Source organism: Streptomyces beijiangensis (assembly GCF_017315755.1).
Lineage (GTDB): Bacteria > Actinomycetota > Actinomycetes > Streptomycetales > Streptomycetaceae > Streptomyces > Streptomyces beijiangensis.
The window spans coordinates 1-339 of the sequence record NZ_JAFLRJ010001162.1 but is presented as its reverse complement, the minus strand read 5'-3'; the positions used below and the strand labels follow the sequence as shown (position 1 = coordinate 339).

At 71.1% G+C, this 339-nt stretch carries 1 pseudogene; it reads right to left on the bottom strand.

Going from position 1 to position 339, the window contains the following annotated elements:
- Positions 1–339: pseudogene (locus tag J0695_RS40995) on the bottom strand (glycine dehydrogenase (aminomethyl-transferring)); the annotation flags it as partial.

Sequence of the window (339 nt, the reverse complement as noted above, 5' to 3'; positions counted from 1 at the left end):
GTGGAAGCCGTAGTCGATGAGGCGCTTGGCGACGTCGTCGATGCTCACGCCGGTCTGCTTGGTCAGGGGCCGCACGTCGATGATGCACTCGTGCGCGACGAGGCCGTTCGGGCCCGTGTAGAGCACCGGGTAGTGCGGCTCCAGTCGCTTGGCGATGTAGTTGGCGCTGAGCACGGCCACCTGTGTGGCGCGGCGCAGCCCCTCGGCGCCCATCAGCCGCAGATACGCCCAGGAGATCGGCAGGATTCCCGCCGAGCCCCACGGCGCGCCGGAGACCGGGCCGATACCGGTGCTGGGCCCGGCGGCGGCCTGGAGCGGATGGTTCGGCAGGTACGGGGC